This is a genomic window from Pelatocladus sp. BLCC-F211 (assembly GCF_041928655.1).
Classification (GTDB): domain Bacteria; phylum Cyanobacteriota; class Cyanobacteriia; order Cyanobacteriales; family Nostocaceae; genus Pelatocladus.
In genome coordinates, this window is sequence record NZ_JBHFLM010000085.1 from 1 (window position 1) to 25,933 (window position 25,933).

16 protein-coding genes and 1 rRNA gene are annotated in these 25,933 nt (G+C 41.5%); 8 read left to right on the forward strand and 9 right to left on the reverse strand.

The genetic code is table 11. From position 1 onward, the window contains the following. Positions 1–22 precede the first annotated feature (22 nt). A 5S ribosomal RNA gene (gene rrf / locus ACE1AT_RS10435) occupies positions 23–140 on the forward strand. Positions 141–231: 91 nt separating this feature from the next. Here the strand turns inward: rrf and ACE1AT_RS10440 are convergent. Continuing rightward, positions 232–1,092 (reverse strand): CHAT domain-containing protein, encoded by an 861-nt coding sequence (locus ACE1AT_RS10440; RefSeq protein ID WP_374867951.1) that lies wholly within the window; start codon positions 1,090–1,092, stop codon positions 232–234. A gap of 319 nt (positions 1,093–1,411) precedes the next feature. Between ACE1AT_RS10440 and metH the strand changes: the two genes are divergently transcribed. The 4 genes from metH (at position 1,412) to bchE (ending at position 7,870) form a co-directional block, all read left to right on the forward strand. Then, on the forward strand, positions 1,412–4,954 hold the full coding sequence (gene metH / locus ACE1AT_RS10445; RefSeq protein WP_374867953.1) for a methionine synthase: 3,543 nt from the start codon (positions 1,412–1,414) through the stop codon (positions 4,952–4,954). A 134-nt stretch (positions 4,955–5,088) separates the two neighbouring features. Continuing rightward, complete coding sequence (locus ACE1AT_RS10450; protein WP_374867955.1) at positions 5,089–5,304, forward strand: helix-turn-helix domain-containing protein; 216 nt, start codon at positions 5,089–5,091, stop codon at positions 5,302–5,304. A gap of 121 nt (positions 5,305–5,425) precedes the next feature. Continuing rightward, on the forward strand, positions 5,426–5,926 hold the full coding sequence (gene msrB / locus ACE1AT_RS10455; RefSeq protein WP_374867957.1) for a peptide-methionine (R)-S-oxide reductase MsrB: 501 nt from the start codon (positions 5,426–5,428) through the stop codon (positions 5,924–5,926). A 336-nt stretch (positions 5,927–6,262) separates the two neighbouring features. Continuing rightward, a complete protein-coding gene (gene bchE / locus ACE1AT_RS10460) occupies positions 6,263–7,870 on the forward strand; it encodes a magnesium-protoporphyrin IX monomethyl ester anaerobic oxidative cyclase (RefSeq protein WP_374867959.1) in 1,608 nt (535 codons plus the stop codon). 80 nt (positions 7,871–7,950) lie between these two features. Here bchE and ACE1AT_RS10465 read toward each other — a convergent pair whose 3' ends face one another. Beyond that, positions 7,951–11,802, reverse strand: a complete 3,852-nt coding sequence (locus tag ACE1AT_RS10465; RefSeq protein ID WP_374867961.1) for a caspase family protein — start codon at positions 11,800–11,802, stop codon at positions 7,951–7,953. Positions 11,803–12,174: 372 nt separating this feature from the next. Continuing rightward, positions 12,175–13,209 carry a VOC family protein gene (locus tag ACE1AT_RS10470; RefSeq protein ID WP_374867963.1) on the reverse strand — a complete coding sequence of 345 codons (1,035 nt, stop codon included), beginning with the start codon at positions 13,207–13,209 and terminating at the stop codon, positions 12,175–12,177. Between the two features lie 486 nt (positions 13,210–13,695). On the opposite strand from ACE1AT_RS10470, the gene ACE1AT_RS10475 reads away from it, so the two are divergent. Beyond that, positions 13,696–15,900, forward strand: a complete 2,205-nt coding sequence (locus ACE1AT_RS10475; RefSeq protein WP_374867965.1) for a diguanylate cyclase — start codon at positions 13,696–13,698, stop codon at positions 15,898–15,900. A 205-nt stretch (positions 15,901–16,105) separates the two neighbouring features. Here ACE1AT_RS10475 and glgB read toward each other — a convergent pair whose 3' ends face one another. From glgB to ACE1AT_RS10490, 3 genes are all read right to left on the reverse strand, one after another. Next, the gene (gene glgB / locus ACE1AT_RS10480) at positions 16,106–18,400 is read right to left on the reverse strand and encodes a 1,4-alpha-glucan branching enzyme (RefSeq protein ID WP_374867967.1); all 2,295 of its coding nucleotides are present in this window, start codon (positions 18,398–18,400) and stop codon (positions 16,106–16,108) included. 224 nt (positions 18,401–18,624) lie between these two features. Then, the gene (locus tag ACE1AT_RS10485; protein ID WP_374867969.1) at positions 18,625–18,945 is read right to left on the reverse strand and encodes a hypothetical protein; all 321 of its coding nucleotides are present in this window, start codon (positions 18,943–18,945) and stop codon (positions 18,625–18,627) included. Positions 18,946–19,121: 176 nt separating this feature from the next. Beyond that, positions 19,122–20,201, reverse strand: coding sequence for a PIN/TRAM domain-containing protein (locus ACE1AT_RS10490; RefSeq protein ID WP_374867971.1), 1,080 nt, complete (start codon positions 20,199–20,201; stop codon positions 19,122–19,124). Between the two features lie 351 nt (positions 20,202–20,552). On the opposite strand from ACE1AT_RS10490, the gene hemW reads away from it, so the two are divergent. Beyond that, positions 20,553–21,737: a radical SAM family heme chaperone HemW gene (hemW, locus tag ACE1AT_RS10495; protein ID WP_374867973.1), complete on the forward strand. Its 1,185-nt coding sequence runs from the start codon at positions 20,553–20,555 to the stop codon at positions 21,735–21,737. Between the two features lie 381 nt (positions 21,738–22,118). Here the strand turns inward: hemW and ACE1AT_RS10500 are convergent, their stop codons facing one another. From ACE1AT_RS10500 to ACE1AT_RS10510, 3 genes are all read right to left on the reverse strand, one after another. After that, positions 22,119–22,442 (reverse strand): DUF2103 domain-containing protein, encoded by a 324-nt coding sequence (locus ACE1AT_RS10500; protein WP_374867974.1) that lies wholly within the window; start codon positions 22,440–22,442, stop codon positions 22,119–22,121. Positions 22,443–22,447: 5 nt separating this feature from the next. Continuing rightward, complete coding sequence (clpS, locus tag ACE1AT_RS10505; RefSeq protein WP_017313269.1) at positions 22,448–22,774, reverse strand: ATP-dependent Clp protease adapter ClpS; 327 nt, start codon at positions 22,772–22,774, stop codon at positions 22,448–22,450. Positions 22,775–22,888: 114 nt separating this feature from the next. Further along, positions 22,889–24,922 (reverse strand): FAD-dependent oxidoreductase, encoded by a 2,034-nt coding sequence (locus ACE1AT_RS10510; protein ID WP_374867976.1) that lies wholly within the window; start codon positions 24,920–24,922, stop codon positions 22,889–22,891. A 418-nt stretch (positions 24,923–25,340) separates the two neighbouring features. Between ACE1AT_RS10510 and ACE1AT_RS10515 the strand changes: the two genes are divergently transcribed. Further along, the coding region (locus ACE1AT_RS10515; protein ID WP_374867978.1) for an RNA-guided endonuclease InsQ/TnpB family protein at positions 25,341–25,933 on the forward strand (593 nt) is incomplete at its 3' end.

A 25,933-nucleotide genomic window follows, 5' to 3' on the forward strand; every position in this document is an offset into this window, starting at 1 on the left:
TCATAACTGACCACTGATTTTTCCTGGTGTCTATGGCGCGGTGGAACCACTCTGAACCCTTCCCGAACTCAGTTGTGAAACGCTGCTGCGGCGACGATAGTTGTCGGGTTGCCGACCGTCAAAATAGCTCGATGCCAGGACTTTTATTCTCACAAAAAGCCTCCTATAAATATCTTAGGGGGCTTTTGTTTTTGTTATTAAGGGGATCTTGCCAACAAATAATTTTCTATATCAAAGTAACGTTTGTTCAATCTCATCTAGTTGCTTGTTAAGACTTTCTAATTGTGCTTCTTCGTCTTGAAGCTGCTGTTCTAATTGAAATTTTAGTGTTGGGTTAGTTTCTAGAGTAAAAGCTTTTCTGATTCGCTTCAGCTTTTCATTCCTGAGATTCCATTCGGTTTCAAGATTATCTTTTTGCTGCTCTATTCGTCGCCGTTGCGCTGCACTTAAACCTGTTGTTGATTTGATCTGAGAACTCGGTTTTTCATTTGCAGAATGCTTGATAGCTGAAGACTCTGGACTAGGTTGAATGTGCAAAACAGGTGTTAAATGTTCTGGTATGCTTTGCAGCCTGATTTCTACACAACCGAATTTATAAGCTTGTTCTACCGTCCGTCCTGCTCCCAAGGCTTTGTAAAATCCGACAGCGAAAGCGATCGCAGCATTATCTGGAATAGCCTTATTCATACCAATAACAAAGGGAATATGTTGAGCGATCGCTTCTGCTTGCACTTGGGAATAGCAAGCGTTTAAAACTACACAATTTACTTGATCGGCGACTAATTCAAATAATGCAGCCAAAGCATCAGGCTTTACAGTTTGAATTTTTCCTACTAAATCTTCAAAGCACAACTCACCTGTACTCATTCCATGTCCTGAGAAATGCACAATTTGCGGCTCAACATCGAAGATAGCCTGAGTAATATCCCCTGGACGCACTGATTCACGGGACTCTAGGATAAATTTATCCCGTTCTTTGGCTAGCTGTAGACGCTCCCGAATATCCCGCAGTTCTTGTCCCAACCGTAATCTAGAAGCATCACTCGGATCGGATGCGAGAAACAAAATCTTGATTTGGCGATCGCTGTTCATTTATACCACTAATTTCAGAATTATTGAGCGATAAATTTTATATATACTTAAATACTCTATCTGCTGTGACAAAAATTATTTTTATCAATCGACCACAGATAAACACAGATGCACATTGATAGCTTATACGTATGCATTTTATGTCAATAGATAAACACAAAATAGACTGCGTACGTATTTTACGTTATCTATTTTCTCTAAATACTTCATATCATTTACCACCTGTTTTCATCAATTCCTTACTCCGAAACTGTAGAAATTTTGGAAAATAATAAATTAAGTCGAATTATTAAGACTAACTAAATTTCTTTTGGCAAATATGACTCATCCCTTTTTAGAACGCTTGCACAGTCCTGATCGTCCCGTGATTGTTTTTGACGGTGCGATGGGAACTAACTTACAAAGACAAAATCTCACTGCTGAAGATTTCGGTGGTGCGGAATACGAAGGTTGTAACGAGTATCTAGTCCACACTAAACCTGAAGCTGTGGCAAAGGTTCACCGTGACTTCCTAACTGCGGGTGCGGATGTGATTGAAACCGATACTTTTGGTGGTACGCCTATAGTATTAGCAGAATATGACCTCGCTGATCAAACATACTACCTCAACAAAACCGCCGCAGAACTAGCAAAGCGTGTTGCAGCAGAATTTTCTACTCCAGAAAAACCCAGGTTTGTGGCTGGTTCGATGGGGCCGACAACCAAATTACCAACTTTGGGACACATTGATTTTGACACAATGAAAGATAACTTCGCCCAACAAGCAGAAGCTTTGTGGGATGGTGGTGTCGATTTATTTATTGTCGAAACTTGTCAAGATGTGCTGCAAATCAAAGCAGCGTTGAATGGTATTGAAGAAGTTTTTGCTAAAAAAGGCGATCGCCGTCCTTTGATGGTTTCTGTGACAATGGAAACCATGGGGACAATGTTAGTAGGTACGGAAATTAATGCTGTGCTAACTATTCTGGAACCCTATCCAATAGATATTCTCGGTCTGAACTGTGCCACTGGTCCAGACCTGATGAAACCACATATTAAGTATCTTTCTGAACATTCACCTTTCGTAGTTTCCTGTATCCCTAACGCGGGTTTACCAGAAAACGTTGGTGGACAAGCACATTACCGCTTGACACCAATGGAATTGCGGATGTCATTGATGCATTTTGTTGAAGACTTAGGTGTCCAAGTAATTGGGGGTTGCTGTGGGACACGTCCAGATCATATTCAACAATTAGCAGAAATAACTAAAGAATTAAAGCCAAAAATTAGAGAACCGCAGCTAGAACCAGCCGCAGCATCAATTTACAGCACTCAGCCTTACGAACAAGATAATTCCTTCTTAATTATCGGTGAACGGTTAAACGCCAGTGGTTCTAAAAAATGCCGTGAATTGTTGAACGCGGAAGACTGGGATGGACTGGTATCGATGGCGAGGGCGCAAGTCAAAGAAGGCGCGCACATCCTGGATGTCAACGTCGATTATGTGGGACGTGATGGCGTGCGAGATATGCACGAATTGGTTTCTCGCATTGTCAACAATGTGACACTTCCTCTGATGCTCGATTCCACAGAATGGGAAAAGATGGAGGCGGGTTTAAAAGTTGCTGGTGGTAAGTGTTTGTTGAACTCCACTAACTACGAAGACGGCGAACCACGTTTTTTAAAAGTATTGGAATTGGCTAAGAAATATGGTGCTGGTGTTGTCATTGGCACTATCGATGAAGAAGGGATGGCGCGGACGGCCGAAAAGAAATTCCAAATTGCTCAACGTGCCTACCGTCAAGCATTAGAATATGGTATCCCATCCCACGAAATATTTTTTGATACACTCGCCCTACCAATTTCTACGGGGATTGCAGAAGACCGAGAAAATGCCAAAGCGACTATTGAAGCCATTCGTCGCATCCGCCAAGAATTGCCTGGTTGTCATGTTGTTTTAGGTGTATCCAATATTTCTTTTGGTCTCAGTCCCGCCGCGCGGATAGTCCTAAATTCCATGTTTTTGCATGAGGCGATCGCAGTAGGTATGAATGTGGCGATTGTTAGCGCTAACAAAATTTTACCACTGTCGAAGATTGAAGAGAAACATCAACAAATCTGTCGCCAGTTGATTTACGACGATCGCAAATTTGAAGGTGATGTATGCGTCTATGATCCCTTAACAGAACTCACAAAGATGTTTGAAGGGGTGACGACAAAACGCGACAAAGGTGTTGATGAAAGTCTCCCCATTGAAGAACGTCTCAAACGTCACGTAATTGATGGTGAACGTATCGGTTTAGATACAGCACTGGCTGAAGCGCTCAAGAAATATCCGGCTTTGGATATTATTAATATCTTCCTGTTGGATGGGATGAAAGTAGTAGGTGAGTTGTTTGGTTCTGGACAAATGCAGCTACCTTTTGTGTTACAGTCAGCCGAAACTATGAAAGCGGCGGTTGCTTACCTAGAACCGTTCATGGAAAAATCAGAAGCTGGCAACAATGGCAAGGGTACGTTTATTATTGCCACAGTTAAAGGTGATGTTCACGATATTGGTAAGAACCTGGTTGATATCATTCTCTCTAACAACGGTTATAGAGTGATTAACCTGGGAATTAAGCAGTCGGTGGAAAACATCATTGAAGCATATAATAAGTACAAAGCTGATTGTATTGCTATGAGTGGGTTGTTGGTGAAGTCCACCGCCTTCATGAAAGAAAATTTGCAGGTATTTAATGAAAAAGGAATTACTGTCCCTGTAATTTTGGGTGGTGCGGCGTTAACTCCCAAGTTTGTTTCTGAAGATTGCCAGAATACTTACAAAGGTAAGGTAGTCTATGGCAAGGATGCTTTTTCAGATTTGCACTTTATGGACAAATTAATGCCAGCAAAAGCATCTGGTAAATGGAATGATCTGCAAGGATTTTTGGATGAATTTGCCGAAGAAACATCTCAAAATGGACATAAGGAACCTGTAAAGGAAAAACCCCAAACAGAAAAAGCAGCTGTTGAACCAACAGAAGTTAATACTAAGCGTTCAGAAGCTGTAGCGGTAGATATTCCCCGTCCCACACCGCCTTTCTGGGGAAGTAAGTTATTGCAACCGAGTGATATTCCTTTAGAAGAAGTATTTTGGTATTTGGATTTGCAAGCTTTGATTGCAGGACAATGGCAGTTTAGGAAGCCGAAGGATCAATCTAAAGAAGAATATCAGGCTTTTTTGGATGAGAAGGTGTATCCAATTTTGCAGGAGTGGAAGCAGCGGATTGTTACAGAGAATTTGTTGCATCCGCAGGTGATTTATGGGTATTTTCCTTGTCAGTCTGAGGGGAATAGTTTGTATGTTTATGATTGGAACCGCAAAGACGCAAAGGACGCGAAGGAAGTTGCAAGGTTTGAGTTTCCGAGACAAAAGTCGTTGAGAAGGCTGTGTATTGCTGATTTCTTTGCACCAAAGGAGTCGGGGGTAATTGATGTGTTCCCGATGCAGGCGGTAACTGTGGGTGAAGTGGCGACGGAGTACGCGCAGAAGTTATTTGCAGATAATCAATACACAGATTATCTGTATTTTCACGGTTTGGCTGTGCAGATGGCGGAAGCTGTGGCTGAATGGACTCATGCACGAATTCGCCGAGAGTTGGGTTTTGCGGCTGAGGAACCAGATAATATTCGGGATATTTTGGCGCAAAGGTATCAAGGTTCACGGTATAGTTTTGGCTATCCGGCGTGTCCGAATATTCAGGATCAGTACAAGCAACTGGAGTTGTTGGGGACTGAGCGGATTAATCTGTATATGGATGAAAGTGAGCAGTTGTATCCGGAGCAGTCTACGACGGCGATTATTTGTTACCACCCGGTAGCGAAGTATTTTAGTGCGTAATCTCAGCCTCTCTCCTTACTAAGGCGTACTAGCTGAGAAGAAAAGGCGGTTCGTTTTCCAAGCGTCACCGCCTTTTCTATGGTTTTAATATTATTAAATTAATATAAGTAATATGTGTATAAAATTAAGAAATAATGCCTATACAAAATCGAGTCAAAAGCTTCTTAGAAGGTAGAAACTTGTCTGCGTACCAGTTCATTAAAGATACTGGTATAGCTCCTGCTACTGGTTATAAGTTGGCTAAAAAGTCTAGCTATTTGCCTTCTATACGTGTATTGGAAGTGATTTGTGATACATATAAAGTTCAACTCAGCGAAATATTAGAATGGGTGGAAGAAAAAGAAGTTTAATCTCTGTCTCAGCTTGCGTTCAGTTTTAGCATTTATCGTAGCGATCGCGTGAGGGAATCTCTATCGAAGTGAGACGGTTTACCTAATTGTTAAGTTATAAAACTTAATAAAATATAAGAAGATGAAAAGAAGAGTTCTTTTAGAAACAGGCGCTGCGATCGCAGGGGCGCTGTGGTTATCAAATTATTTAAGCAGGAGGGACGAAGTTATGACAACTTCTAACAGTGAAAAGTTTGAAGTTAATAAAACTGAAGAAGAATGGCGTAAAACTTTAACACCCGAACAGTTTCGTGTTCTACGTAAGCACGGTACAGAACGGGCTGGGACAAGTCCACTAGATAAAAATTATGCTGATGGGACTTACGTATGTGCTGCTTGTGGACAACCATTGTTTACATCAGAAACTAAGTTTAATAGCGGTACTGGCTGGCCGAGTTTTTACGCACCAATTGAAGGTGCAATTAGCACAACGGTAGACAGATCATTTTTTATGACTAGAGTAGAGGTGCATTGTAGCCGTTGCGGTGGACATTTGGGTCATGTATTTGAAGATGGCCCTGCACCGACTGGACAGCGCTATTGTATGAATGGTGTAGCGATGGAGTTTAATCCAGAAGCATAAATGGCGAATCAGGGATGACACCCCTCACTGAAAGTTTTTCGTCATTTCACCAGATGTAGAGACGTAGCAATGCTACTTCTCTACAAAGGATTGTGGGCGAAAAACGGAAGGGTCAGATCCACCATTCGCCAACAGCATCCTTCAAGAAGTCGGGATCTATATTTTTCTAAGTTAAGATTTAAAATCTTTGCTTTTTTAACAAAAATCGTCTTTATTAAAGTTATATAAAAATAATGTTGCAAAACTAAACCGTCAATAGTCGTGTAGCAAACCAATTTTGGGGAGATGGCGTAAATCCTAGAAAACAGTCATCTGTCAAAAATAAGGAGCCAGATTATGCGGATCATGATGATTCAACCCAACTATCATTCTGGTGGTGCGGAGATTGCGGGAAATTGGCCACCGAGTTGGGTTCCTTATGTGGGTGGAGCGTTGAAAACAGCTGGCTTTACTGACATCTGTTTTATTGATGCTATGACCGATTATATTGCGGATGATGCTTTGGCTGAAATTATTGCCAAGCATCAGCCGGATGTGGTGCTAGCAACGGCGATTACGCCGATGATTTACCAATCTCAAACTACTCTCAAGATAGTTAAACAAGTTTGTCCCCAAGCCAAGACAATCATGGGCGGGATTCACCCGACCTATATGTATAATGAAGTTCTCAACGAAGCGCCTTGGGTAGATTATATCATCCGGGGAGAAGGGGAAGAAATCACAGTTAACTTGCTCAGAGCGATCGCCAATGGTACAGATGAGAGCGATCGCCGTAATATATTAGGTATTGCTTTCTTAGAAAATGGGCAAGTCGTCGCCACACCAGCACATCCCCCGATTGCTGATTTAGATACCCTCACCCCAGATTGGAGTTTATTAGACTGGAGTAAATATATCTACACTCCACTCAACGTCCGAGTTGCAGTTCCCAACTACGCCAGAGGATGTCCCTTTACCTGTCGTTTTTGTTCCCAGTGGAAATTCTGGCGCAAATATCGTTCTGGTACTCCTAAAAAATTCGTTGATGAAATTGAAATCTTGGTAAAAAAACACAAAGTCGGCTTTTTCATTCTGGCAGATGAAGAACCAACTATTAACAAACCAAAATTTATCGCTTTGTGTAACGAACTAATAGAACGTAACTTAGGCGTGTACTGGGGAATCAATACACGGGTGACAGATATTTTACGAGATGAGCAAGAACTACCACTTTACCGCAAAGCCGGACTAGTTCATGTTTCCTTGGGAACAGAAGCAGCAGCCCAGTTAAAATTGAATTTGTTCCGCAAAGAAACAACCATCGAACAAAACAAGCGCGCCATCAAACTCCTAAATCAAAATGGTATCATTACCGAAGCTCAATTTATCATGGGTTTAGAAAACGAAACCCCAGAAACCATCGAACAAACCTATCAAATGGCTTTGGATTGGAAAGCAGATATGGTGAACTGGAATATGTTTACCCCTTGGCCATTTTCCGAATTATTTCAAGATTTAGGCGATCGCGTTGAAGTCCGCGATTATTCTCAATATAACTTTGTCACGCCAATCATGAAGCCGGATGCAATGGAACGGGAAGATGTTCTCAAAGGAGTACTACGGAACTACGCCCGTTTTTACCTCCGCAAAACCTTTGAATATTGGTTTGTCAAAGATGCATTTAAACGTAAATATCTTTTAGGTTGCTTGAAAGCATTTGTGCAAACCACCCTCAATAAGCGCTTCTATAACCTCAAACGAGTCAAGTACAAGGGACTACAAACCGAGATAGAACTAGGTTTTGATGAGTCGAAGATTCTCACCCGCGAACAAATCGCCCAGCGTAAGCAACAACATCCAGAACTCATGGCTGATGTGAATTTCACAGGTAATATTTCCGCCTGCGGCGCACCGAATGACCTACCGGAATATGATGAGAAACAGGAGGATGTGGTAAATCTTTAAAATGAAAATTTCTTGGTGTCTTAGTGTCTTAGTGGTGAAAAAAATTATTTTTTAAACACTAAGACACTAAGACACAAAGATTAAACATCTGGGATTCTCCCATACCCAATGACGAATGACCCTTGACTATTCCTTTGCTGATTTTCTGGTTTTTTCTCCTGAGTACGGTTCCAAATAATCAAACCTGCAATTACTACCAACAATAAAGTAATTACCCAAATCACAGGGCCATTTACGGTTGAACGATTTTGATTTTCTGTTGGTTGATTTTTGGTAGGGGATGGATTGGGAGTAGTATCGGGTATGGGGTCGCGTGGTGTGCCTGGTGGGATAATCATGGTGATGTCTTCATAATTAATCCTGCTATGGCGCATCGGTGGAAATTGTGTCTGTGGTTGAGAGGAAATTCTCGGACTCGGTGATTGAGAAAGTGCTTTCGCCAGTGCTTCTAACCCAGCTGGATGATTAAAATAGGTAAGATGATCACAGGCTGGATTTGGTGTTAGTATCTGAGGCTGGGGTGAACGGCTGAAACTCACACATTTGATACTAGCCAAAGTCACAGCGATATCATTTGGTTGTTCAAAGAAAACTAAGTTTACTACTTGATCTACACCTTGACCAAAAAGCCTAGACATCAATCTTTGCAGAGGACTTGATTGTTTGTCTAGCTGCATTTCTGTGGCTGCGCGAACTAGTGAGCGATCGCCTGCCACAATTGTATAAGGAACACCAGGATCGGGATTTTCGGCTAGTTGTTTGAGCAAATCAGAATCTGGATGCATTTGCTCAAGGGAATAATTGTTATTTTCCAGATATTCTAATAAATCAGCTACTACTTTTGCAGGCCAAACAACTGCTGCAAGTTGATTCAAACCAAATACCAGAACTGTAAAAATAAAATCTTGTACCGCCGGCCAAGGAGAACCACCGTTGGGTGTACCCAGCATCACCAAGTGTTGTACAATCTCATTACCACCTTCGCGCTCAATGAACCAACGAGACACCAAGCCGCCCATAGAGTGAGCAACAATATGTAATTGTTTACCGTGATTGGCTTCCAAACCGACTGCTTGCAATTTTTGTTTTAAAAGTCGGGCATTCTCTTCAATAGTAGTATTGAGATTTTCGTAATCAAATGCCAACACTAAATCATAGTAATCTTTGATCAGACGCTGCTGTCCATCTACGGTGACTGTAACTTTTTGAATACTAGGAACTTGGCATTCTGTATCACCAATAATACCATGAATGTAGAGAATTATTCGCTGTGCTTGAGTAACTTTTTCCCTAACTGATTCGATGTTTTGATCGTAAATTACTTGCTCGTTTTCATCAACTGTTGCTGCTGCTAAAATCGGATATGCAAATTTTCTTCCCAGCTTGCGACAGATGATTTTCTGAAAAAAGATGCGGATGGAACCTTGTAAACAACGATGACTTTTTGTTGGTGTCGGTAATCTTTCTATCGTAATTTCTGTTTTCCCATCTAGAGTATTTCTACCTGTTCCTAAAGGTAAGAAAAATTCCCCATCGTAACTTATTGGTAAAAGATATTCGTTGTCTGCAATTTCTCGATCAACTAGTAATTTTAAAGGTGCTGATTTTGTGACAACGGTGTGATCGACTACGTTACTCAATTCCAAACCTGTCAAACCAGGATCGCTGGCTCGGCTGGTGGTAAATTGAAAGGGTTCGGTATTCTCTAGTTCTTGCAGAAGCGGAGGTAAGGTGACATTTCCTAAATCTCTGCTAGTTTGCGGTACAGTTGTGAGATTAATTTCTGCTTGTAAATTTGCATGAGGTAACACCTCTACTAAACCATTTTGCAATTGCATCGGGCGATCGCTCGGCAAATTTTCAGGATTTTGGGGACGAACGATGGTGACTGCGACTTCTTGGGTTAACCAATCATCATTGTTAACTCTGGCTTTCACCCTGACAGCATTGCGTTCCCCAACTTCCTGGATTAAACTTTCTAAAATACTCCTTCCCCCAATTGAACGTTTAGGTGAAGGTGGATTTAACCCATCTTGTTCTAATAAACTCGCATCAAATTCAGAAGCACTAACAATCAATTTCAATATATCTTTGTACTCAGTAATTCCCTGTGCTAAAAACTCATCAGGAATCACAAAACCCAGATCATCAAAACTTGCAACTGTAACGCTTGCTTCACTACCTTTCGGTGCTAAACGAACACTACTTTTTTCTGGGAAAAATGGCACTTCAACGCTATAGTTTTCTGTGAGATTCAGGACATTACAATAAAGAGTTTTTTCACTGTTATTTGTGAGTACAACTTGAATACTTGGCGGTATCCATTCGCCATTTTCATTGGTATACTCTAACCGCATTTCTGAACCAGAACCAGATTCTTGGCTTCCAGACAAAACGATAATTTCCATCTGGATATCATCAGGTTTAATCCGACTAGTAGCGGGAGTTTTGAGTTGCAAAATATTTTGCCAACGAGCAATATGTTCTAAACGCTGAATAGCTTTGCTAGCAAAATAAGGCATGTAACCAGCCTGAGTTGATTGTTCTGGGATTGGGGCAACTACAGGAAGTTTACTATTAGGAAGTATAATCCAATATTGATTGTCTTTTGCTAACAAGTGATAATCTGCATCTTCTGATTTTGCAACTTCCTGCACATACAAAGAACCAGTGTTCGCCAGTGCTTGACGTGCTAAATCTATACCTGCTCCTTGACCATCAAGATATACTTGCAACGGAGGTAATGGTAAGCTGGTAACTATAGCCCAATAACTAGTATTTTCAAACAGATTATTGCTTCCCTCAATAATTTCTACTTTGCTCCGTTGTGGTAACACCTGTGTCACCCGCACTTGAGCCAAAGCATTTCCTAAATCACGCCACTGTTGATCAGCAGTTCCCACTGGGAAAATTGCCAGGAGAGTATCTCCAGCATCAGTAGCTTTCGGGATACCGTGAACAGCACCCGCATCAATTACCCAACTTTTTTGATTTTCGCTGTAAGTCAAAGTAAAGTAATGAGAACGCTCTCGAATTGCACCACCCAAAAATGGCTTGTCTAATTCCTGTGGGTCAGTGGTGTCAATTTGTGGTGACTGTTCCTTAAGTTTGCCACTAATTAAAGCATTGAGATTTCTCACTAAATCCCGATATGTGATATTACCATTCGTTCTTTCCAGGGTTTGCAGTAAAAAGTAAGAAAAAGCACCACGAGATTTCCCATCTTCAGCTTGATATTCTTTCGCTTGTTCGTAGTCTCGGCACGCAGACAACATGACGTGTCTACCTTTTGGTAACACAACCCCTGTGATTTTTTTATCCAAGCTGCGATCAGCACTTAATGATTCTGCAAATACTGGAGAATCTGCGGCAAAAATGTAGCTACTCAACGGGCGATCGCGATAATCTATAGGAGCCTGACGCACATTGACTGCGATATCTCTAGTTCCCGAACCAGAGTGACAGCAGTCGAGAATCACCACAACGTGAGGATTTTTTTGAGCAACTTCAGAAATCAGGTAAGCTATTTCTTTATCAGCTAAATCTCGACTAGTTACTGTCCGGCTATCGTAACAAACCAAAGTTTCATCTAAACGATCTGGCTCTAAACTCCAAAATTCCTGCGGTGACTTTTCTTGTGCGCCATGACCCGCATAATAAAATAAGACAACATCTTCACTATCAGCATTGCAAAGATGTTGCCGAAAGCCATCAATAATCGCCTGACGAATAGCATTTTGATTAATTAGTATCCAAGGTCTATCTATTGGTTCTACCAAATTCCATTCGCGATCGCGAGCCACACGTTCCCGTAGATAAGTTTCTACTGCATTGATGTCGTTAACACAACCCTGCAAAGATGGTATAGACACAACAGAAGCGGGATCATATTCATCAATACCGACTAGTAGCGCATAAATATTTTTAGCCATAATATCTCCACTCAGTCATCCCCTGCGGGGAATTGAAAATTCAAAATTCAAAATTACAATACCCATAAATAAACTTAGGGTCTTGTATCCTTTTGTTTTGCAATCAGGCTGTTTTCGATATTTTTGATGTCTTAATTTGGTGATGGATCAGGCAAATAAAATTCAAAAAATTTTGTCTTAGTACTTGGATAATTCAAAAAAATTTCTAGCCGATCACAAAAACGTCAAAATACACTTATTTGTTATAAAGATTAACAATAGTATTGTTTAAAGATAACAACACTAACGCCATTCATAATACAGCATTTACTGATTATTGTTGGTCAATAGTTATCTCCTTGTCCCCCTTGTCCCCCTTGTCCCCCTTGTCCCCTATCCCCTATCCCCTATCAAATTCCAAAAATACCCATCTGGTGCGACAAAGGAAAAACTTGGTTCTCCAAATTCGTTTTCAGCAATAGTTGTAAATTTTTGTATGGAACTTGCTTTGATGCGATCGCAAAATTGATTTAGTTCTCGCACTCGGTAAGTATACAAACACATTCCCAAACTACCTGGTTGTGCTGCTTCATAGCGAGAATCGAGATTTATGGAACCGGGAAAGCGAACAATATAAAGTCTACCGCTACGTGCTGCCATAAAGTCAGTTGTAGAAGAACGTGGATCATCAAAAGCGGTGACGAAAAACTTTTCACCTGGTTGGAGATCAAAAATTTCTCTTCCAGCTAGAGATGATTCATAGCTAGTCTCGACATCATCACGCACGCGCAACAAACCCAAAACTTCGTCATAAAACTTCAATGTTTCCTTACTGTCATCTTGAACTACCATCCCGATGTGGGTAAACTGACTCGTTTTGAGAGGAGAATTAAGATCAATATTTCCGTAATCCGGGAGTGTATAACCAAACCTTTGAAAAAAAACTTGTCGTGTGAATGGTTGTAGCAATAGCATTTCCCGCACCCCAACCATCGCGTCAATAAAAGGACGCTTTTTCTTTTCTTTGTTATAGATCACTTCCCAATGGGGACGGGTAAACCAAAGCGCCCAACCAGCTGCTTTTGCTTCTTCTACATGATTTAAGATGTTGATAATATCGGCAGTTAAAGTTGTTGCCCAACGATTACCCTTGACTTTCATCGATCCCATCTTTAACCCGTGATTTATAGGGTTTTGCCAAATCATCAGACGAATCAAACCGTGATCTGCATGTTGATGGTAAAGGCGAATTGAGCGTAAAGACGAGTCCACGCCATACAATTGTTTCGCCACAGTTGCTGGTAACTCGCCCTGTTGACCAATGCGATAACCGAATTGCTCCCAATACTGAATCGCCGCAATTGGTTCTGGGACGCCAATACATACTTCATAGATGCCTTCTATTACATTTTGTAGTCCCTGATGCATAGTTTTTTATAAACGTGCAACAAAAAGTTAACTTCAATCAACGTGAGTAAAGATGCCTAAAACTAGGGAGTAAGGCTGTAAGGGTATAAGGATGTGGTGTGTAGGGTATGTTTGGGTTTCAAGCCCACCAAAAATTAAAGATGTATTACTCCGCAAGCAGCCTTAGCGCAATAAATACGGTGTTCTTATTTTAATCCCACGACCAGTTCACGATCTTTCCCTACACCCTTACACCCGCACATCCCTATACTTTGAGATGCCATTGTTATTTTCGCTGTGATCCAGCAACACCCACTACAAGCGTAAACATTAAAAAAACATTAAAAATTTTTGGGCTAACTATTGGATTTTGCCTAAAGAAAAGGTTAAAAATTTTACATATACATTTTTACTTGTATAAGATTTACGCATCTACCACAAAAATGATGTTCTGACTACCAAGGTTTCAACTATTTTTTTAACTCTCGTAAAACAAAGGCGGGTGCGGTGTATCAGCAATATGGATATTACTACCTATATCAAGCACAATTGACCTGGCTGGATGCCACATCCGACTCTGCGATCGCCTTCGCTTATTACTTAGTTTCCATCATGGTTGTTTATTCTCCTCGCAAACGGCAAGTTTTTAATCTTAAGTGGATATACAGAATAATCACAGGATCAATTGTTATAAGTAGCACAATTAATTTCCTAGAGGCTTGGATGTTTTGGCGCCCAGAGTATTGGGTGCTGGGGTTACTCAAAGCGATCGCGGCTTCTAGTTCAGTATGTGCCATGATTTTACTGATGCGATCGCTTCCTCAATTTCTGACTATTCCCAACTTGACAGAACTCAAGCAAGCCAATCAGCAGCTCGAACTAGAAATCAAAGAACGCCATTTGGCTGAAGAAGCATTACGGGAAAGTAAAGAGCGTTTTCATAATGCTTTTGATTATGCAGCTATTGGTATGGCTTTAGTAGGGTTAAACGGTAGTTGGCTACAAGTAAATCATGCTTTGTGTGAAATTGTCGGTTACTCAGAAGCAGAATTACTAGCTAAAACTTGCCAAGATATCACCCATGCAGAAGATTTAGAAACAGATTTTGACTACGTACGTCAACTTTTGACTGGCGAGATTCGCTGTTATCACATCGAGAAGCGGTACATACACAAGCTTGGATATGTTCTGTGGATTATGTTAAGTGTATCGTTAGTGTGTGATATCCACGGTCAACCGCTATATTTTATTACTCAGATTCAAGATATCACCGAGCGCAAAAGAGTTGAACAAACTTTACAGCAGCAAGCTTATATTTTTGAAAATATCTCCGATGGTGTAATTATTACTGATTTACTGGGTCGGATTATCGACTGGAACCGAGCCGCAGAGAAGATGTTTGGCTATGATAAAGCAGAGATCATAGGTAAAACCCTTGGTATATTACACAAACCAGAAGAATCTGCTGTCCTGACAAAAAAAATTATAGACGAGTTACATACTAGCAATCGCTGGGCTGGTGAAATTAACTTTGTTCGCAAGGATCGCACCCAAGGAGTATCCGAAACAGTATTTGTCCCACTGTATAATGAACATGGTCAGCCCAGCGCCACAATTGGCGTCAACCGCAACATCACAGAACGCAAACAAGCAGAAGCAGCTTTACAACAAGCTAATGAGCAACTTACCACTTGGGTGCAGCAACTCGAACAACGCAACCATGAAATTGCTCTACTCAGTCATATGAGCGATATTTTGCAAGCTTGTCTCACGGTTGAAGAAGCATATAAAGTAATTGCTCAGTTAATCCAACCCTTGTTTCCTCAGACATCAGGTGGAGTGTTTATCATTAGTTCCTCAAAACACTTAGTCGAAGCTGTGACGACTTGGGGTGACTTAACTCTTGCGAGTAAAACAGTATTTTCAGCCAATCAGTGTTGGGCTTTGCGACGGGGACGGGAGCATCTTTCCACATCTGAGCAACAGGGTTTACAGTGTAGCCACATTGAAGAATCATTTGCAGGCGAAACCCTTTGTGTACCAATGATGGCTCAGGGTGAAGCTTTGGGTATGCTGCATTTCCATTCCCCAGAACCAGGACAACTAACAGCAGCCAAACAACAATTAGCTTCTGAGGTTGCGGAACGTGTAGCATTAGCTTTAGCCAACTTACGACTTACGGAAGCTTTGCAACAGCAGAGTATTCGTGATCCTCTCACAGGTTTATTTAATCGCCGTTACTTAGAAGAATCTCTAGAACGAGAAATCAGCCGCGCCGAACGCAGTCACAAACATGTGGGCATTATCATGATGGATGTTGATCATTTTAAAAGCTTCAACGATAAATTTGGTCACGAAGCTGGTGATGTTGTGTTGCGCGAACTCGGTGGATTTTTGAGAAAACAAATTCGCAAAGCGGATATTGCTTGTCGGTATGGGGGCGAAGAAATAATGTTGATTTTACCAGAAAGTTCTTTAGAAGTTTGTCAAGAAAGAGCCGAGCGCATTCGGCAAACAGTGAAACTTTTAGACCTCCAGCATCAACGTCAGAAACTTGGTTACATTAGTTTGTCATTGGGAGTCGCCATGTATCCAGAACATGGTTTAACAGGTACAGCAGTGATTGAAGCTGCTGATACTGCTTTATATATTGCCAAAAAAACCGGACGCGATCGCATCGTCATGGCTCAATCTCAGGTAAGTTTGTATTGAAGAAAAAAGAGGAAGAAAACAATGATAGATCCTACATGGATAGGCAGAGTAAATTTTTACGAATTAGTTGGCTAAAGGAGTTCGTAGTGAGGACTTTAGTCCTTTCTTAAGCACTAAAGTCCTGACTAAAAACCTTTTGTGATTTGCGCTGTCTTACTTACGGATATTTAAGCCCCTCTGTGCGTCGGAGAGGGTTGGGGAAAGGTCAATCTTGAGATTCCATCACCTCAGCAGTCTTATCCCTATCCAACTTGAGAATTAACACACCCAAGGGTGGTAAACATAAATCTAGCGAATAAGCCCGATTGTGCATTGACCAATTATCAGTCCATTTACCACCTAAATTACCCATATTGCTACCCCCGTATTTACGCGCATCACTATTGAATAATTCGGTATAAAATCCGGGTTCTGCTACACCGATACGGTAGTGGGAATGGGGTTGGGGGGTGAAGTTGCAAACTACAATTACAAAATCTTCAGAGTCTTTGTCTCTGCGGATGAAGGACACGACGCTGTGACGATTATCACTACAATCAACCCACTCAAACCCTTCCCTGACAAAATCTAGGGTATACAAAGCTGGTTCGCTGCGGTAAAGATGGTTTAGCTCCTTAAAAAATTCTTTTAGCTGCTGGTGGGGTTCATACTGCAACAAATGCCATTCTAAATCAGCCCACACATTCCACTCACTCCACTGCCCAAACTCCATGCTCATGAACATGGTTTTCTTACCTGGGTGAGCAAACATATAGGCAAACAAACAACGTGCGTTAGCAAATTTTTGCCATCTGTCACCTGGCATTTTGCCGATGATGTTGCTCTTACCATGCACAACTTCATCGTGAGACAGTGCCAACATGAAGTTTTCGCTGTGGTGATACCACATACTAAAAGTAACATTGTTTTGGTGGAATTGACGGAACCAGGGGTCCATGCTGAAATAATCTAGCATGTCGTGCATCCAGCCCATGTTCCACTTTAAGTTAAAGCCCAAGCCACCAGTGTAGGTGGGCCAAGAAACCATCGGCCAAGCTGTAGATTCTTCAGCGACAGAGACAACACCAGGAAAATAGCTAAAGATGAGATGGTTCACCTGACGCAGAAAATCAGCTGCTTCTAGGTTTTCTCTACCTCCATATTGGTTGGGAAGCCATTCGCCTTCTTTGCGGCAATAATCGAGGTAAAGCATAGAAGCAACCGCATCAACGCGAATCCCGTCAATGTGGTATTTATCAAACCAAAACAGTGCGTTTGCAACTAAGAAATTGCGGACTTCGTTGCGTGAGTAGTTAAATACCAAAGTTCCCCATTCTTTATGTTCGCCTTTGCGGGGATCGGCATGTTCATAAAGGTGAGTACCATCAAAGAAAGCTAAACCATGACCATCTTTGGGGAAGTGACCAGGAACCCAATCTACAATGACGCCAATATCGTTTTTATGGCACTGGTCAACAAAATACATAAAATCATCTGGGCTACCGTAACGGGAAGTGGGAGCGTAATAGCCTGTGACTTGATAACCCCAAGAACCATCAAAGGGATGTTCTGCGATCGGCAATAATTCTATGTGAGTGTAACCCAAATCTTTAACATAGGGAATCAACCTGTCTGCTAATTCTCGATAAGTCAGAAAACGCGCACCTGTGTTGAGTTCGGAAACAGCAACTACTGGCTCGGTTTCCCCATTCGGGAGTTTGGGTGGTTCCGCACTAGAAGCATGTAACCAAGAACCTAAATGTACTTCGTAAACTGAGATGGGTTGAGTCAGGGGATCGGTGTGACGCCGCTTTTCCATCCAGTCTTGATCGTTCCACTGATACTTATCTAAGTCATTGACAATCGAAGCTGTTTTGGGACGGGGTTCTTGTTGGAAACCGAAGGGATCAGATTTTTCGTAAATATGACCTTCTATATTTTTGATTTCATATTTGTAATTTTCTCCTACCTCAAGTTCAGGAATAAACAATTCCCAAACTCCAGTTTGTCCTTTACGCATCTGGTGTTGGCGTCCATCCCACTTGTTGAAATCGCCGATCACTGAAACGTTACGAGCATTGGGCGCCCAAACGGCAAAATAAACCCCTTTAACACCATTTACTTCTGTGAGATGCGCTCCCAATTTTTCGTAAATGCGGTGATGGTTTCCTTCAGCAAACAAGTGTAGATCAAACTCAGTCAAGTGGGGAGAGCGGAATGCATAAGGATCATAAATGACTCGTTCGTGTTCCCCTTCTTTGATTTTGATCTGGTAGTTTGCTAATTCTTTTGTTTCAATCGCGCATTCAAAAAAATGTGGATCATGCACGCTTTGCATTTGATATTCTTTTCTTTCTTCGGGAAGAAGCACCCACGCCTCACTAGCATTGGGTAGGTAGGCTCGCACAGCCCAAACAGTTTTGCCATTTGCTTCTACAAGATGGGAACCCAATATTTCAAACGGATCTTGATGCTGATTCCAAACGATACGGTTTACTTGTTCGGGGGCAATCATGGTCATAGACATGGAGCTACCTAGATTGGTTGAATAAAGTGGGTAAGTAAATCTGCTTTTTTAACTTCTATATATTATTCTTTACATTTATTTGCAATTTTGTCTTGATGTCATCGTGAATTTGGGGAATGGGGATCGGGGATTGGGGATTGGGGATTGGGGATTGGGGATTGGGGATTGGGGACAAGGGGGAAACTAATGACAAATGACAAATGACAAATGACAAATGACTAAATCAATGTATCCAAAAAAGGGAAAAGCTGGAATAGTGCTTTACGCAGTCTCAGCAAAAAGATATTTTCTCTGATTTTGGAATTTAGTTTTGGTGGTGGGGCTTGTTGCAATTGGGCTTGCAGTTGTGCATACTCAGCAGCAGATAGAGGTTTGCCGTCAATGGGCGATCGCGCTGCTAATATAATTTCTGTTCGTAATATTTCTTCTGGTATGTCTTCTGGCGGTGGTAATGCTATTACTTTTGCTCCTTGATAACTAGTAAGACTTATCACAATGCTACTGATAACTATCAAATAAATGTATTTTCTATTTTTCATTTTTATAAATTTTTCATTTTTGATTTTTAATTTTATTTGTTTAATGCTAAAAAGTTTATACCACAGTTACTGCTGTGCGACTTGTATACATTGATCAATTGACCAAAAAAACAACCGATGCAACTTGAGTGCATCGGCCATAAGAATATTTATTAAATTGGGACTTGACATTTGGCTCATGCTAATGCAGAGGCTTGGGGTTTGGCAAAGATCATCCTTCCAGCGGATGTTTGCAAGGCGCTGGTGACAACTACCCGTAATTCACCACCGACATAATTGCTACCTTCTTCAACTACGACCATTGTGCCATCGTCTAGGTAGCCAATTCCTTGACTAGGTTCTTTACCTTCTTTGAGAATCTTCAGGTCAATGTTATCGCCTGGTAGGTAAGTTGGACGTACAGCATTAACCAAATCGTTAACGTTTAAAACAGGGACTTTCTGCACACTGGCTACTTTGGATAGGTTGTAGTCATTCGTTAGGAGCGTGCCGTTGATTTCTTGAGCAAACCGGACTAACTTAGCATCTACGGTTGTGATATCGTCGTAGTCTATTGAGTTAATCAAAATGCGATCGGGGTAAACTGTTTTAATTCGATTGAGAATTTCTAGTCCCCGTCTTCCCCGTACGCGTTTTTGATCTTTGCTTGCATCTGCTACTTGTTGCAGTTCTTGCAAGACAAATTGGGGTACAAGCAACTGTCCTTCCAAAAAGCCAGTTTCGAGAAGTGTTTCAATCCGACCATCAATAATGCAGCTAGTGTCTAAAACCTTGGTGCTAGCTGGTTTCAGTGTTCCTTCTACTACCAGTGTTTCTACAGTGTTGGGATTAATTAACCGTAACAAACCACGCCCGTGGGTATCAGCCAGATTCATGCCAGTATAAGCCAGCACGATACTACCAACAACTGCTACCAGTGGCTTAATAAAAAAGCTAAAATCGGCGGGAATTGGTAGCAAAAATAGAGGTGCTAACATGAGATTCGCGATCAATAACCCAATGACCAGACCGATCGCACGGGTTAAGATGATTTCAAATGGCATTTCCCGCACTTGGCTTTCTAGGCGGCGATAGGCTGTCTGAAATCTCAGTCCGACTGCGCCGCCAATAATAGCGGCAAAAGCAGCAAAAACCAAGCGTAGAGCTTCTATGTTTGTTACCCGATCCAGCGCTCCATTTGGCAGCAACTCGATACTGTAGAAACCTACCCCCGCCGCTGCTAGGATGAATGAGAATATGATAATTGCATCAAGCATAATAGTGCTAATTTCCTGCAACAGTTTTAATCGATAGGTAAAGTATTTCTTATCTCATCGCTAGGAGCGATTTAATATATTTACGCTCATACTAGAGGTTGAGACTGACAACATCTGCAATCATTATAACTAAAGATTTTTATGCTCTATTATTGCCATCTTTTTAGTTAAAAACGATAAAAATTTGTTAATAAATAACTAGAAAAAATTAAAATAAAATGCTAATTCCAAGAATGCTGTCAGTACGGATTTTCCCCCTTGCCTGATATCTTCTTGTCTTCTGTGTTTTACTTAACTTATTAATTTTCATGTTTTGTAATTTTAATAATCTTATTTTAATTTTTACTCAAAATGGTACAAAAAGATATAGTTTCAGCCATTCCCACTTCTGCGTACGTACATATTCCTTTTTGCAGACGCCGATGTTTTTACTGTGATTTTCCGATCTATGTTGTAGGCGATCGCTTGCGTGGTGAAACATCTAACGCCATTTCTCAATACGTAGAGATTCTTTGTCAAGAAATTGCCATTGCTCCTGTTTTTAGCCAATCTTTACAGACAATCTTCTTTGGTGGCGGTACTCCCTCACTGTTATCTGTGCAGCAATTGCAACATATATTATTGGCGTTAGAGCAAAAGTTTGGTGTTACTCCTGGGGTAGAAATTTCGATGGAAATAGACCCAGGTACGTTTGATTTAGCACACATTCAAGGCTATCGTAGTGTAGGCGTTACGCGTGTCAGCTTGGGTGTACAAGCCTTTGATGCAGATTTATTGCAAGCTTGTGGGCGATCGCATTCTGTTACTGATATTTACAAAGCCGTAGACTTAATTTCGCAAGTAGGATTCCCTGAATTTAGCATAGACTTAATTTCCGGATTACCGCATCAAACTTTAGATAGGTGGCAGGAGTCATTAGAAAAAGCAATTGCTATAGCACCGACACATATATCTATATATGACCTAACCATAGAACCAGGAACAGCCTTTGGTCGTTACTACAAAGGGGGTATTCATCCCCTACCAACAGATGAAACCACAGTCAAAATGTACCAGATGGCGCAGCAAATCTTAACTGGTGCTGGTTATGAACATTATGAAATTTCCAACTATGCCAAAGTTGGACACCAATGTCAGCATAATCGAGTTTACTGGCAAAATCGCCCTTATTATGGCTTTGGTATGGGTGCAGCTAGTTATGTCGCAGGGAAAAGATTTACCCGTCCCCGTAAAACCAAAGAATATTACCAGTGGGTAGAAGCTGGTTGTGTAATTGATTGTGAAGTAACCTCAGCAGATGAAATTTTGTTAGAAACCTTAATGCTAGGGTTACGTTTAGCAGAAGGCGTAAATTTAGCAGTGCTAGTAGAACAGTTTGGAGAAAAGAAAATAGAAGAGATTGAGAAATGTTTACAACCGTACTTCCAAAAAGGCTGGATTAAACTTGAGGGAGAAAGGTTACGTTTGCATGATCCCGATGGATTTTTGTTTTCTAACGTGATTTTGTCAAAGTTGTTTGCGGAATTGGGGGAATAGGGATTGGGGATCGGGGAGCGGGGATCGGGGATTGGGGATTGGGGATCGGGGATGGATGTGGGGACAAGAAGAAATCGCCTTAAAGCTTGAACATTAAGTCTTAAAGTTGGAACATTAAGTCTTAAAGTTGGAATGTTAAGCCTTGAAGCTTAAAAATTGAGCCTTGAAGTTTGAACGTTGAGGTTTAACTCTAGTTTGAATACTTCCCACAGTCATTGCACCCCACCCCTTAATCCCCTCCCCGCAAGCGGGGAGGGGCGGTTTTGGCGTTAGACAAAACCGGGGTGGGGTTCTTTGGGATTTATTAAGTAATCAAGCAAACCTGATATCATCTATCGGCTATTGACAAATGACCATTGACAAATGACCATTGACCAATGACTACTTTTGCATTGTGATTGCGATCGCTTCTTCGAGTTGTTGCTGGGGGAGAGGGGTTAAAATAAATACTTCTTGTACAGTTTTACCGTGACGTGCAATTAATTTAAACCCACCACGAATGGGAACAGATACCCGTAATTGCAACTTTGGACTATGACCTTTTACCCGTCCAATTTGTCCTGGTGTGATGGTTTGAATGCCATCTAGTTTACACAGACGTTCGAGGATGGGAATCAGTCCAGGAATATGAGTTGAGTGATTCCAAACTAATCTGCCATCTTTAACAGGTGTTGTTTTACGGGTGTCTGGGGTGGGTTTAGTCATAAATTTTACGCTGCTTCCAGAGGAGCCATTGTTAAACCAGCTCGACGTAATTGTTGATGGTAAAGTTCGGCTGGTTCTTGCGGCCCAGTCCAAACAATGGCTTGACCCTCATAGTGTACTTGATTAGTGAGATCCCAAGCGCGATCGCCAGTCATTCCCGGAATATACTTGACCAAGCACTCTGCAACGTGCTGAAAAGTATTAAAATCATCATTTAAAACAATGACTTTGTAATTTGGATAAGTCTTACGGGTAACTTGAGTTGACCGTTCAGGAGCTATAGTTGGTGTCGCTGCCATCCCGTAAACAGCTGCTGAAAGTCTGGTAATCATAAAATTAATTAACCAACAGGTCTTTACAAAACTACACTACAATTAACAGTTTAGTCTATAGTCAAGAGTCCAGAGTCCATTGTCCTGGAATATTTACTCTTGACTATTGACAAATTATTTCCAATCTTCCCAATTTTGATTGAAAATTGAGGTATCGGGGAAAGCGGTGGGGTTGCCGTTTTTCTTAAGTAGTTGTTGCAATTTTAATAATTGCGGTTCTGGTTTGGGCAAATCATCTACAAGTTGGTAGGGTGCAATGTTGTTTTTTAAAGCGAAAGCGACTGTAGTTCCCGCCGCAGCGCCAGCAGACCATTCAAAGGAGTGTACCCGGTAGGCTGCTGCTGCAATGTGACTGGTAGCAATACTTTTACCCCCTACTAGTAAATTATCAATTTTTTGAGGAATCATTGCCCGCAGAGCAATTTGGAAGGGATAAGCTTGACCTGCACCACGTCTTTCTCCTGGACGTTCTTGATTTCCGGGTGCTTCTGGTGGACTTTTAACCATACAAGGATGGAAGTCGATCGCATAGTGTCCAATACCAATAGCATCGGCAAAAATAGTTGAACGAGTCCGTCGCGCTACGTTTTCCGGACGCTGTTGACCTGAAAGTACTGATAAAGCTTCCAAACCTGATAGCGTAGCTTTTAAGCGGCGATATTCAGCAGGTGAAAGGGTTGTGCGGTAATACTCATCATCGTAATTGCGACGAGAAATATCAACTTCCCAAATACTAAAACCTTCCGGCGCACCCCAACTAGGACGACCAATGATCCGTCTTCCTTCGCGCATATACGGATATTTTGACAAACCATGTGCTGTTCCCATGGGGGAATTTAATCCGGAAAGAAAGCGATTGTTTGTGTGTTGTTGCTTAACACCATTTCCTAATTGGGAATCTGTAGTCCCTGCTGTCAACCAGTAATAATAACCAAAAGCATTTTCCTCACCTCTACGCAAGGTTTCTACCCGCAGTCCACCCATCCAACCACCAGGGTTAAGCTGTCCGGTGGCTTTGAGTTGATCGCGAGTATAAATTAGATTGTCTTTGGCGGTTCCAGGACGGTAGTCATTTCCCCAAGTCCAGTTTTGCATGGAAATGTCTCCGGGAGTGGGAGCCGTAAAAGTGACGCCGCCAAATTTCGTTTCTTCGCCTTTTTTCGGACTCAAAATACGGCGGTAAGTAAATACTAAAGGAAAGCTGGCTAGTCGTTTCAATTCATAACTGTAATAGGGCGAATACTGCATGTAGAATGGAGGCATGGTTTGCGGTTGTGGTTCCTTGGTTGCCTCCATTGCAAAGGTGTAAGTAAAGCCTTGAGTGCAGTAGGGATCGTTAGTTGCACTGGAAGATGAAGGCTCTAAATAAGAACGTGCATCGATGCCTAGACGATAGGGAACATCAGCAAGACCAATTATTTCTCCAGTTTCACTCGCATCTACAATATACCAGTTAGGGATATTGCCTTTTTGTGCTTGTTTGGGAGCCAGCCGAATAATAGTTTTGGTAAAGCGAGAAGAATTTAGATAGGCATAAGCATCTTGAATGCTTTGAGATAAGGTAAAGGTATTGAGTGGGGGAGCATTGGGTGCTGGTTGATGTTGGATGGCGATCGCACTATTAATGATTTTCCCATTAGAACTAAGATTTAATTCTTTAATGACTGTATTTGGGAACCATTGCAATTTGCCTTTTCCCTGTTTTGCTGCATCTTTGAGCATGGAACTCAAAATTTGATGTCCATCTTTGGGCATAAAACAGGAGTCACTTACCCAACAATCACCAGGGTTGAGTTTGCCGTATTTACGTTCAATTCGTTTTCGCAGTTCTAAGTAACCGCGAGAGTAGTATAACTTTGCTCGTTGGGTTGGTCGTTCGTCAAGTGCCGAAGTTCCTTGAGCCGAAATTTGTCCTCCCAGCCAATCGGTAATTTCTGTGAGACAAACTGTTCTCCCTGCTAGTAAACCTTCGTAAGCACTCGCAACACCAGAAAGTCCACCACCGACAACAAGCATGTCACAATTTACTGTTTTGTCGGGTGTTCTGGGTGGTGCTGCAATCACAGCATAAGGTGCAATCAAACTAGAAATGAGAGTCAGACTAATTAAAGAGGTGTGGTGAAAAGATGCTGGGTGTTTACGTTTCATGTTAAATTCGATTCCGCTCAACTCCTCGAACACGGCTTGTTAGCCTGGAATTAAAATTCAGGCTCAAACCAGAAACCCGTTACAATGGGTTAAATGTAGAAGCCGGAAATTTATTTTACGGCTACTTTTGCAAGTAACATTCAACCGCTACGGGTATCTAAAGATGACAAGCCGCGATTTTACTTTCGCTACGTACTTTATCAGTTCTTGATGACAGATAGCCCAGATTCCCCAGTTTTATAAGAGCGTAGGTTGAAAACCCTGTGGCTTGAGCCACGGGATGAAAGCCGCCAGTGAAGGATTTATCCTTCCACGACACAGGCTTTTCAGTATCTTCACACAACTGTTATGCTGATGTGTTAGCATAATAATGTAGTTGGTTAGGTCGTTCGCGTAGCGTCTCCGCCAGGAGAAACCGATGATAATTTACGAGTTCAAGGTCAAGGGAAAAGATAAACAATACCGTGCAATAGATGACGCTATTCGTACTAGTCAATTCATCCAAAACAAAGCTATTAGATATTGGATGGATAATGAAAAGATTGGTAAATATGATCTTAATAAATATTGTGCAGTATTAGCTAGTGAATTTCCCTTTGCTGATGAACTCAATTCAATGGCTAGGCAATCTGCGGCTGAACGTGCTTGGAGTGCGATATCTCGATTTTACGATAATTGTAAAAAGAAAGTTAAAGGCAAGAAAGGGTTTCCAAGGTTTAAAAAGAATTGCCGTTCTGTTGAATATAAAACATCAGGATGGAAGCTTTCGGATACTCGAAAATCTATAACTTTTACAGACAAAAAAGGAATAGGAACCCTGAAATTAAAGGGAGCCTATGACTTGAACTACTACAACATCAAACAGATTAAACGTGTCCGGTTAGTGCGTCGTGCAGATGGATATTACGCTCAATTTGCAATTGACGTTAATGTCAAAATCGAAACACAACCAACTGGTCAAGTAGTTGGTATTGACCTGGGATTGAAATACTTCATTGCTGATAACAAAGG

Excerpts from the sequence above, each read along its gene's own strand:
- msrB (WP_374867957.1), top strand. The coding sequence starts at position 5,426 with ATGAAAAGAAGAGTTCTTTTAGAAACAGGCGCTGCGATCGCAGGGGCG.
- glgB (WP_374867967.1), bottom strand. The coding sequence starts at position 18,400 with ATGACCATGATTGCCCCCGAACAAGTAAACCGTATCGTTTGGAATCAG.
- hemW (WP_374867973.1), top strand. The coding sequence starts at position 20,553 with ATGGTACAAAAAGATATAGTTTCAGCCATTCCCACTTCTGCGTACGTA.
- ACE1AT_RS10450 (WP_374867955.1), top strand. The coding sequence starts at position 5,089 with ATGCCTATACAAAATCGAGTCAAAAGCTTCTTAGAAGGTAGAAACTTG.
- clpS (WP_017313269.1), bottom strand. The coding sequence starts at position 22,774 with ATGATTACCAGACTTTCAGCAGCTGTTTACGGGATGGCAGCGACACCA.
- ACE1AT_RS10500 (WP_374867974.1), bottom strand. The coding sequence starts at position 22,442 with ATGACTAAACCCACCCCAGACACCCGTAAAACAACACCTGTTAAAGAT.
- ACE1AT_RS10470 (WP_374867963.1), bottom strand. The coding sequence starts at position 13,209 with ATGCATCAGGGACTACAAAATGTAATAGAAGGCATCTATGAAGTATGT.
- ACE1AT_RS10440 (WP_374867951.1), bottom strand. The coding sequence starts at position 1,092 with ATGAACAGCGATCGCCAAATCAAGATTTTGTTTCTCGCATCCGATCCG.
- ACE1AT_RS10510 (WP_374867976.1), bottom strand. The coding sequence starts at position 24,922 with ATGAAACGTAAACACCCAGCATCTTTTCACCACACCTCTTTAATTAGT.
- bchE (WP_374867959.1), top strand. The coding sequence starts at position 6,263 with ATGCGGATCATGATGATTCAACCCAACTATCATTCTGGTGGTGCGGAG.
- metH (WP_374867953.1), top strand. The coding sequence starts at position 1,412 with ATGACTCATCCCTTTTTAGAACGCTTGCACAGTCCTGATCGTCCCGTG.
- ACE1AT_RS10485 (WP_374867969.1), bottom strand. The coding sequence starts at position 18,945 with ATGAAAAATAGAAAATACATTTATTTGATAGTTATCAGTAGCATTGTG.
- ACE1AT_RS10465 (WP_374867961.1), bottom strand. The coding sequence starts at position 11,802 with ATGGCTAAAAATATTTATGCGCTACTAGTCGGTATTGATGAATATGAT.
- ACE1AT_RS10490 (WP_374867971.1), bottom strand. The coding sequence starts at position 20,201 with ATGCTTGATGCAATTATCATATTCTCATTCATCCTAGCAGCGGCGGGG.